This is a genomic window from Tritonibacter horizontis, assembly GCF_001518015.1.
Classification (GTDB): Bacteria; Pseudomonadota; Alphaproteobacteria; order Rhodobacterales; family Rhodobacteraceae; genus Epibacterium; species Epibacterium horizontis.
Genome location: NZ_LPUY01000015.1, coordinates 1 through 9,941 on the forward strand (window position 1 = coordinate 1; position 9,941 = coordinate 9,941).

At 67.5% G+C, this 9,941-nt stretch carries 7 protein-coding genes and 1 pseudogene; 1 reads left to right on the forward strand and 7 read right to left on the reverse strand.

The window, feature by feature from the left end; all coding sequences use genetic code 11:
* Nucleotides 1-247 precede the first annotated feature (247 nt).
* The 7 genes and pseudogenes from TRIHO_RS03305 to TRIHO_RS03335 all read right to left on the reverse strand — a co-directional run bounded on the left by TRIHO_RS03305 (nucleotide 248) and on the right by TRIHO_RS03335 (nucleotide 6,973).
* Nucleotides 248-727, reverse strand: a complete 480-nt coding sequence (locus TRIHO_RS03305; protein ID WP_068240394.1) for a class I SAM-dependent methyltransferase — start codon at nucleotides 725-727, stop codon at nucleotides 248-250.
* A gap of 1 nt (nucleotide 728) precedes the next feature.
* Nucleotides 729-1,487, reverse strand: a complete 759-nt coding sequence (locus TRIHO_RS03310; protein WP_068240396.1) for a polysaccharide deacetylase family protein — start codon at nucleotides 1,485-1,487, stop codon at nucleotides 729-731.
* A 15-nt stretch (nucleotides 1,488-1,502) separates the two neighbouring features.
* Entirely contained in the window at nucleotides 1,503-2,642 is a 1,140-nt protein-coding gene (locus tag TRIHO_RS03315; RefSeq protein WP_068240397.1) for a glycosyltransferase family protein, read from the reverse strand.
* Between the two features lie 104 nt (nucleotides 2,643-2,746).
* A pseudogene (locus TRIHO_RS03320) lies at nucleotides 2,747-3,322 on the reverse strand (histidine phosphatase family protein); the annotation flags it as partial.
* The gene (locus tag TRIHO_RS03325) at nucleotides 3,319-4,503 is read right to left on the reverse strand and encodes a glycosyltransferase family 4 protein (RefSeq protein ID WP_068240399.1); all 1,185 of its coding nucleotides are present in this window, start codon (nucleotides 4,501-4,503) and stop codon (nucleotides 3,319-3,321) included. The gene TRIHO_RS03325 and the pseudogene TRIHO_RS03320, both read right to left, overlap by 4 nt.
* Nucleotides 4,500-5,744: a glycosyltransferase gene (locus TRIHO_RS03330; protein ID WP_068240401.1), complete on the reverse strand. Its 1,245-nt coding sequence runs from the start codon at nucleotides 5,742-5,744 to the stop codon at nucleotides 4,500-4,502. The genes TRIHO_RS03325 and TRIHO_RS03330 overlap by 4 nt, the downstream gene beginning before the upstream one ends.
* Nucleotides 5,741-6,973 (reverse strand): glycosyltransferase family protein, encoded by a 1,233-nt coding sequence (locus TRIHO_RS03335; RefSeq protein WP_068240403.1) that lies wholly within the window; start codon nucleotides 6,971-6,973, stop codon nucleotides 5,741-5,743. The genes TRIHO_RS03330 and TRIHO_RS03335 overlap by 4 nt, the downstream gene beginning before the upstream one ends.
* Before the next feature lie 403 nt (nucleotides 6,974-7,376).
* On the opposite strand from TRIHO_RS03335, the gene TRIHO_RS03340 reads away from it, so the two are divergent.
* Complete coding sequence (locus TRIHO_RS03340; protein WP_408646174.1) at nucleotides 7,377-9,839, forward strand: mechanosensitive ion channel domain-containing protein; 2,463 nt, start codon at nucleotides 7,377-7,379, stop codon at nucleotides 9,837-9,839.
* Nucleotides 9,840-9,941 lie beyond the last annotated feature (102 nt).

Sequence of the window (9,941 nt, forward strand, 5' to 3'; positions counted from 1 at the left end):
GCCCGCAGGGCGCGGCCCCGGCGCCACCGCGATTTGCACAGCAAAGCGCAAAACCTCTGGCAAGGCGGGCGGCGATTGCTGGCGCGGGCCTTCGACCCGGCCCTCTTGCCGGGCTGCGGTCTTGTCTGACTGCGGTTTTATTTGATTTCTGCCTGTCAGACGGTTGCCTGTCTGACTGCTGCCTGTCGGGCTGTAATCTGTCGGGCTGCGGCGGTGAAGGTCACTTTGGCGCGCCGCCTGGCGCGCGTCAGCCCGCCCGGTAGAACATGTAGCGCCCTTCCGGGATGCCTGCGGGGCCGTCGATCTCTGTAAAGCCGACCAAGGGCTGACCCGAAATCACCAATCCGCCCGGTGCCATCACCGCCGCCAGTGCGGGCGACAGTTTTGCCGCCTCCGCCACATCCTGATCCTTGACGCCAAAGCCAAGGTCGTAGTGCGCCAGCGCCAGCCGGTGATCACTGGCCGCCAGCCGGGCCAGCATCGGTTCCGCTTCGCCCTGAAGGAAATCCGCCTCGGGCGGCACGCAGGAGGGGTGGCATTGCAGCACCCGGTCGATAACCCAGACGCGGCGCTCCGGCAGCGTGCTGCGCAGGTGGTCGTAGGTGCGCCCGTTGCCCAGGCCGAGATCAAGCACATCGCCGGACACCTCGGAAATGGCGGCGGCGGCCCAGTTCAGCCCGTCCCGCTGGGCGGTCAGGCGGCGCAGCATACTGTCTAGTCGGCTCATCTCAGCTGATCCTTTCGCTGTAGCGCCAGGGATGCGCGGGCCCGTCCAGCAGGCGGCGCAGGAGGGTCTCGCTGAACTCCCAGATTGCCGCGTCATGCACAAGGTGGTGCGTGAGCAGACCAAGCGGTTCCGTGCGGTCCTGCCGTCCCTCCCGCCGGGCCTGAAGCTGCAGCAGCAGCGGCGCAAGGATCTGATCCTGCGGGAGCAGGCTGCGGCTGCCCTTCCAGTCGATCGGGTCGATATGGGTGTTGATCTGCACCAGACCCGGCGCGGCCAGTTCGCGTTTGCGCGGCCCATAGGTGGACAGCGCTGCATAGCCAAGGCCCGCCAGCCAGGGCAGCAGGCCGGGCGAAATCCGGTTCCAGGGCGGCACGAACATCGGTTGCAGGCGCGGGCCGAACAGATGCTTCAGCCGGTCGATGCCCTGTTCGGCATCGTTCAGCGCCTCGTCCACCGGGCGGGTGCTGGGGAATTCGCAGGTCTTGCGGTCATCGGGCGCGTGGTTGCTGTGGGCCCAGCCATGCACCACCGGCACCAGATGGGACGAGGTTTGCACGATCTCGGCCAGGTCCGCGCCGGCGCCCTCGGGGATCACCGCGAGATGGACGGGGATGTCGCAGGCAGCCGCCAGAGCCTCTAGTCGGGTCAGAGCGGCGCTGCCGGCCACCGCATCGTCGTCCCGCCACCAGAGCGGCAGGCGCAGCCCCGCCGCGGTCCAGAGCTCAAGTTCGGCGTCCAGCGCGTCCCAGTCCGGTGTCATGCGATCTCCCCAAATTCATGCACGCTGCCTCCTCAGCAGCGTTGCAACAATCTCCACGCTGGCGCGGGCCCCGTCAAATTCAAACCCGTCAAGGCTGCGTTGCGTGTCCTGCATGACTTGACGCAGCGCCGCACAGAGCCGCTCTGGCGTCAGGCTGGCTGCAGGCTCCAGCGCGAAACCGGGGAGCGGCGCGAGGCTCTGCGCGCGCAGCGATTGTTCCACCTCACTGCCGGCATCAAACGGGACGAGCACGCTTGGCACGCCGGATTGCAGCAGGTCCAGCGCGGTGTTGTAGCCACACATGCTGACCGATGCGGCCGCATGTGGCAACATGGCGCGAAACTCGGGGCGGGCCGGCTCCAGCCGCGCGGGCGAGGTCGGATCGGCGAGGGTGGCAATCCGCGCGGCGGCGTCGCTGCCGCCCACCAGAATGCGCCAGGGATGCTGCGGCATGTGTTTGGCCGCCGCCACGGCGCAGGCATAGAGCGCATCGCCGACACCGCCGCCGCCCGCGCTGACCAGGATCTCGCCCCGCCCCAGGCCCGCAGGATGAGGCGCCGCCGGCGCCGGGGCAACATAGCCGGTATAGTGCAGTTTTGCGGCCAGCGCGGCGGAGACCGGCCAGCTGACCTCCAGCCGGGTGGCCTTGGGGTCGGAATGGACCAGCACCGCGTCATAGAAGCGGGCGATCATCGCATCCGCCGCTTCGGCCTTTTGCGGCTTGGAGGGGGGCGCCAGAATATCGCGGATCGACGACAGGATCAGGGGGCGCTGGGGCAGGCTGTCGGCGGCCTCCAGCAGGGCGCGGAACTCGTCGCGCAGGGCGCGGCGGCCGAAGGGGTACAGCTCGGTGATCACCACATCCGGGTGCAGCGCGGTCACGCAGGTCACCAGCCGCGCGCGGCGGTCGGCGTGATAGGCCGCGGTCGCAAGCGCGCCGGTTTCATCCAGCAAACGGGAAAACGCCACCCCGTCCGAGCGCAGCGGAGGCAGTTGCGCAAAGGTGACACCCGTGGTCGCAAGCTGCGGTGCGGGAAAGCCGCCCGAGCAGACGGTGACCTGATGGCCCGCTGCGGCAAAGGCGCGCCCCAGCGTCAGGGCGCGGGACAGATGGCCGGTGCCCAACAGATGGGTGACGGCGATCAGCACCTTCATGTCTTGGCCCCAGGCGATGTCGGGTCAGGTGGTGGGGTATTCGGCAATGTGGAGTCGGTCGGCGGGGCTGCGGCTGGTGGCGCGGGCGTTGCCACCTCTGCCGGGAGCAGGCGGACCGGCGTGGACCAGGGGGTGAGGCCGTGACCGGTGTCGGTGATCTCCACCACGAACAGGCGGTTGCGTTTGATCTGAAACGGGGCGGGGCCGTCGAAATTCCAGCCATGGGCGCGGGCGAGGATCATGCGCATGATGCCAATATGGCAAATGGCCACCGAGTCGCGGCTCAGCCGGGCGAGCCAGGGTTGCAGGCGGGTCCAGACCTCTGCCGGGGTTTCGCCGCCGGGGGGGCGGTAGTCCCAGCCCCAGGACTCGATGTCGCGAAATCCCGACGCGGGATCCGCGCGCAAGTCGACGCCCTTCAGCCCCTCCCAGTCGCCCCAGAACATTTCGGTCAGGGCCGGGTCGGTGCGGGGCGTCTGTCCGGTGACCAGCGTGGCGGTTTCGGTGGCGCGCAGCAGGGGGCTGGACCACAGCTCGGCCTGGGGCCAGTCGTCCGGCAGGCGTTGCGCGGCCAGTTCGGCGCGGGCAGCCTCATCAAGCGGTATGTCGCTGCGGCCCTGAATACGGCCGGCCCGGTTCCAGGGCGTATGGCCGTGGCGCAGCAGGGCGAGGCGGATCACCTGCCGCGTTCCAGCAGCGGGCGCAGCGCGGACCAGAGCGTTGCGCGGGCGGCGGGGCACAGGTGGCGCGTGGCGATATGGTCCCGGGCCCGCCGTCCGATGGCGGCGCGTTCTGTTGCGTCCGACAGCAGGCGCGCCACTGCGGCGGCGAGGCCCGAGGCCCCGGTTTGCGGTGCCGGATAGCAGGCGGGATCGGCAGAGGGCAGCAGCACATCGCGCAGACCGGGCCGGTCCTGGGCGACGACGGGCAGACCATGCGCCTGGGCTTCGAGGTAGACCATGCCATAGGCCTCGTTGACCCCGGGCCAGAGGAACAGCGACGCCTGACCATAGGCTGTTGCCATGGCGTCGGCCGAGAGCTGCCCGAGAAAGATCACGCGATTGCCGAAGGGGGCCATGAGCGCCTCCACCTCGGCGCGCGCGGGGCCGTCGCCTGCAATCTGGAGCCGCCAGTCGCCCGCGCGCCCCTTTGGCGCCATCGCCTGCAGGTGGCGCAGGGTTTCAGCGATCAGCGCATAAGAGGCCAGCTTGTCCCCCTGACGCATCATGCCCGCGGCCAGCATCGGGCCGTCCAGCCTGCCCGGTGGCGGCAGATCAGGGCGCGACAGGAAAGGGCGCAGATGGACCAGCGCCTGGTCCCCGGCGCGATCCCGCTCCAGCGTGTCGCGGTCCTGATCGGTCAGGTAGAAAATCACCTCGGCCTGATCCGCCGCCGCATGCGCCGCCTGCGCGAAATCCGCCCAGGGGCCGATCAGGCGTTTGCTGGCCCGGGTGCTTTCGATCTGGACATAGGGAATATCACGCGCGGCGGCGACGGCGGGGCCGATCAGATCGGGGGCCTTGTAGTAGTTGTGGTAGGTCAGCCAGAGATCGACCTCTGGCATGTCCTCGACAAGGCGGCTGACCTCATCCGCGGCGCGCTGTTGCAGCAGCGCCTGATGGGGGCGGTCGCCCAATTTGTCGTGCAGCCGCAGATCGGAGGCCAGGATGACCTCGGCGCCGTTGGGCTGGGCACCGGGGGGCTGGGGGCCGCCGGACGGGGCACCGGGAGGCTGGGCGCTGTCAACGGGCCCCTGCTGCAACAGGGTCATCAGGCTTTGTGCCATGGCGCGATCCCCGGAGGGGACAGGGTGGGTCGGCGCCTTCATCGGGGCGTAAAAGGCAACTCTGGGCCGGGTCATGGGCAACGCTCCAGCATCTCGGTGAGGCGGGTGTTGAGCTGCGCGATACCGGGGGGCATCGCAAAGTCGGTGCGCAGGCGCATCAGCGCCGCCTCGGCCATGCGGGCGGTGTCCTGCGGCGTTGCCGCCAGTTGCTGCATGGCGGCGGCGAGCGCGGCGGGCGCGTCCTCGACCAGGAGCCCGTGGGTGCCGGTTTCGATGAACTCCGGGATGGCGGACACCGGTGTCGACAGGATGGGCAGCCGTTGCGAGGCGGCCTCCATCAGCACGTTGGGCAGCCCGTCGCGGTCGCCATCCGCCGCCACCCGCGAGGGCAGCACAAAGAGATCCGCGCCCCGCATGGCGTCGATCACTTCGGGCTGATCGCAGGCCCCGCGCCAGGTGATGCGGTCCGCCACGCCGAGGTCGGCGGCCAGATCCTGCAGGAGATCCCCCAGCCCGCCACCGCCAATATGGGTCCAGTGCCAGTCCAGCCCGGCGGGCAGCAGCGCCAGTGCGGCAATCAGCCGGTCAAAGCCCTTCTTTTCCACCAGGCGCCCCACGGACATCATGTGAAAGGGCGCATCGGGCGCCCGCGTCGGGCGATCAGGCGGCGGCGGGAAACGGCCGAGATCGAGCCCGTGATAGATCAGATCCACCGGGGTGCCGTCGGCCATGTCCTGCAGATGGCGCGCGCCAAACCCGGTGCAGGTGGCGCCAAAAGCCGCGCCATGGGACTGCTCCGACAGCTTTTCGGAAATCTCCCAGTCGGGAGAGGTCCAGATGTCCTTGGCATGGGCGGAAAACCCCCAGGGCAGCCCTCGCATGATGGCAGCATAGCGCGCCACCGACGATGGCGTATGCAGGAAATGCGCATAGAGCCCGCGCACCTCGGCCGGCAGTTCGGTGGCCAGAACGCAGGCCTGCCCGAACCGGCGGATACGGTTGTGGGTCGGATCACGGCGCAGGTCGGCGCGCCAGATCCGCCAGGCCTCGGCGTAGCCCGGCAGCGCCCGTGCCGCCGCGCGGGCGCGGGTGACACGGGCGGGGGCGTCGTGGAGATATTCGGGCAGATAATGCACCGGCGCTTGCAATCGGTCGTGCAGCGGGTGGGTCTTGGTGTCGGTCGGATGGCGCAGGGACCAGATCTCGAACGGCTGTCCCGCCGCCTCCAGCGCCACCAGCTCCTGTGCGATAAAGGTCTCTGACAGGCGCGGCCATCCCTTTACCAGCACGGCGAGCGCCGGGCGTTTTGGCGTCATTCGGCGGCCTCGCGCGGCAATTGGTGCAGCAATGTGTCGACGCGCCGGGTCACGTAGTCAAGCCCGTCCAGCAGCCCGTCCGCGATCGCCTGCGACGGGGCGGGTTGCTGTTCCAGCGCGCGGATTGCGCCGATCATCGCCTCTGGCGTCCAGCCGTCGCGGGTTTCGTCCAGCATCGTCACCAGGTTCAGCTCTTCGGCGCGACTGGCGCGGATCCATTGCTCCAGCCGGGGCGAGGTGCGCGGCACGATCACCGCGGGTTTGTCAAAGGACAGAACCTCGCAGAAGGTATTGTAGCCGCCCATGCAGATCACGCCCTGCGCGCCGACAAACAGCGTCTCGATCTCGCTTTCGAACCCGACCGCCGTGACCCGCCCGTCGAGTGCGGCCACCCGTTCCTCGAACGCGGCGCGGGTCTCGCCGGACAGGAAGGGCCCATAGACCAGCATCGCGCGCGGCCCAAGCGTCGGGTCGCGTTCATAGGCGGAGATCGCCAGATCCACCATCATCGCGCCATCGCCGCCGCCACCGGGTGTGATCAGCACATAGGGTTGCTCTGGCGGTGCCCCTACCGTGCCAAGGTCGCGGCGCAGATAGCCGGTCCAGTGCATCCGGGCCTGGGCCTGCGCGCTGAGGTCGATCCCGGCGGTCGGATCATAGATGTCGCGCAGCCCGTAGACCCAGATTTCGTCATAGAAACGCTCGGTCGCATGCAGGGCCTTCTTGCGGTCCCATTCGGCCCGCAACACGTCGGGTTCATCCAGCACATCGCGCAGACCGAGCACCAGCTTGGCCTTGCCGCGCTCCTGCAGAAGCTCCAGCGTGGGCAGCAGCTCGCCACGAAACCCGGTTGGCTCCTTGTCGACGACCAGAATATCCGGGTCGAACTGCTCTGCGGTGGAGCGGATCAGCCCGGCGCGCAATTCGGTCGTGTCCTCGATGTTCATGCCCATGGTGCGGCTGGCATAGGACCCGTCGGTGCGTTTGATCACGCCGGGCAGGCGCATGTGATCCACCCGGTTGGGAAAGGCAAAGCGCCCGGCCACGGGCGAGCCGGTCAGGATCATCGCCGAGGCCTTGGGGTCGGCCGAGGTTATGGCGCTGGCCAGCGCGCGCGACCGGCGCAGGTGGCCCAGACCAAAGGTGTCGTGACTGTAAAAGAGGATGCGTGGCCCCCGGACCGTGGCAGGGCCAAGGCGCGGCCGCGACGTCGCCAGATCCGCACTCATGTGGCGGCACACGGGCGGCGGTGCGGCGCGCAGCGACACAGGCCTGCGCCTGACCGCAAGGGGCGTGTGAGGGGGCGCCATGGCCGCTGAGAGGTGCGGCGCCCGGAGTCTGTGGCGCCTTGGGTCTTGGCCATATTCCGCCCCAACATTCCTGCGGTCGCGTGCCTGTCAGCAACAAGACGCGGCCGGTTTTATCATTTCGCTGCCTCGCATTTTTATGGCCCGACGAACACGCAGGGCCAAAATCGCAGGCGATTAAACAACCGTGATATAGCCTGCACGCCACGGGCATGCAATCAAACGGATGTGATCTGGAGACAATCTGGGGCGCAATTGTGCCAGCTGCGCGGCTTTTTCGCCTCAGACGCAGCCGGCAGCAACCAAACGCCGGGGAGACGGCCACATGCAGAGCCTGTTTTTTGCCCTTCGGGGATGGGCCGTCGCCCTGCTTTTGACTTTGGGGATGACCTTGCCCGCCCTGGCGCAAATTGCGCTGCCCACCGCGGGCGGCGCGGCGCCGGAGGCCAGTGCGGAGGTCTCGGCCCTGGCCGAAGCCATCCGTCAGGCCAGCGAAGCCGGGGTCAGCGTTGTCATAGTGGATCGTCAGGGGCAGCCGGTGCCAACGGCGACGGTGATCGGCGCGGATGGCGCGGACGCGGGGCAGGGGCAGGGGGACAAGCTGATGGGCGAGGCCTCGGCGATGATGCACGCCCAGACCGAGATCCGCAGCTTTCGCGAAAAGCTGGACGAACGGCTGCAGGCGCTGCCCAATTCGCTGATCGAGATGACCTATATCCTGCGGGCCACCAGCCCGGACGGGCGCATCATGACCTATCTGGAGGTTCTGGGCGTCACCACCCTGTTGCTGTTGATCGGGCGCTGGCTGTCGATCGAAGTCTACGGCAAGCGGTTCATCCAGCGCTTCGTGGTCAGCCGCATCGAAGCAAATCCGGTTGGCTATCCCGGCAAGATGCCGTTCCTGCTGATGCGGTTTGCCACCGGGCTGGGGGCGACGCTGGTCGCGATGGTCTTTGCGCTGGTGGTCACCATGCTGGTCTTTGGCCCCTCCGGCGATGTGTCGGTCGAGTTCACGTCGCTGGCGGTCTATCTGACCTTCTTTGGGGCCCGGACGATTTCGGATCTGTGGCGCATGGTGCTGTCGCCCTATCTCAGTCAGTATCGCATTCCCAGTCTGACCGACCGCGATGCGCGGCGGCTCTATCTCTGGGTGTCGACCCTTGCGACCTTTGATATCGCGGCGGTGATGGTTGCCACCTGGGTCAAGGATTTTGGCCTGAACTACAATATCTATGCGCTGACCTACAGTATTCTGGTGCTGGTCTCGTCGCTGCTCGGGATCGCCATGGTGCTGGTCAATGGCCGGGCGGTGACCAGGGCGATCCGCGCGGTGCGGGCGGGGCAGAGCATCGACTGGCCGATGCGATTGCTGTCCTGGATCTGGGCGCCGATGATCATTGGCTATGTCGCCTTCGGGTGGCTGGCGCTGACGTTTGATCTGGTGCTGGAACGGCCCAGTCCGGTGCCGCCGAACATGGGGCTCTTTGCGGTGCTGAGCTCGATTCTGGTGGTCTATGGGCTGATCAACTATGTGATCGAACATATTGCTGGCCGACGCCGGGTGCTGGTGCTGGCCGAAGATGTTGACGCGGCAGACGACACGGGTGCTGGCGCCGATCCTGATGCAGATCCTGGCCCCCGTACTGGCCCCGGTACGGGCTCGGGTACGGGCGCGGCTGCCGGGACGGCGGAGCAGGGCCCGGGCGCGCACAGGCTGGTGCGCCGGCCACAGGCGCATCCGCTCGCCACCTTCCGGGATCTGGCGCGCCGGGCGGCGGGGGTGCTGGCCTTTGCCGGGGGGGCGCTGGCGCTGATCCTGGTGTGGGATGCCGATTTCAGAATCGAACCGGACTCGGTGCTGGACAGTATCCTCGACGTGCTGACGATCCTGTTCATCGGGTATCTTGTCTTTCACATCGCGCGCATCTGGATCGACAGCAAGATCGCAGAGGAAAACCAGGACGAGGAGGACGGCGAACTTGGCGACGAGGGCGGCGGCTCCAGCGCCAGCCGTCTGGCCACCCTGCTGCCCTTGTTCCGCGGCGGCATCCTTGCGGTTGTCACCGTAAGCATCGTGCTGATCGCACTGATGGAAACCGGCGTGAATGTCAGCCCGTTGTTCGCCGGTGCCGGGGTGGTCGGTCTGGCGGTCGGCTTTGGGTCGCAAACCCTGGTGCGGGATGTGTTTTCCGGGGCCTTTTTCCTGATCGATGACGCCTTTCGACGGGGCGAATACATCGACATTGGCTCAGTGAAGGGCACGGTCGAGAAAATCTCGGTCCGGTCGTTCCAGCTGCGTCATCACCTTGGGCCGTTGCACACCATTCCCTTTGGCGAAATCCAGGTTCTGACCAATTACTCGCGGGACTGGGTGATCATGAAGCTTCCCTTGCGGGTGACCTATGACACCGATGTGGAGCGGGTGCGCAAGATGATCAAGGCGCTGGGGCAGGATCTGCTGAAGGATCCGGTGATCGGGGAGAATTTCCTTCAGCCGCTGAAGTCGCAAGGCGTCATCGAGATGCAGGATTCGGCGATGATCATCCGGGTGAAGTTCATGACCAAACCGGGCGACCAATGGCTGGTGCGCAAAAAGGTCTTTGAGGAAATCCGGGCCTTGTTTCAGCGCGAAGGGATCAAATTCGCCCATCGTGAGGTCACGGTGCGGGTGGTTGATGACGCCGGGACGACGGTCTCCGGGCCAAAGCGCGATGCGGCCCTTGGTGCGGCCCATGGCGTCATCGAAGAGGCCGAGATGGACGCCAACAGCGGCGGTGACGACCGGTAGGCACATTGCATCTTGAACCGGGAGCTCCCGCCCTCGCGCCGGGGCGGCAGGGGTCCTGCCGCGCGCGCGATGTTGGTCCGCGCGGCGCGGGTCGTGTCGGGC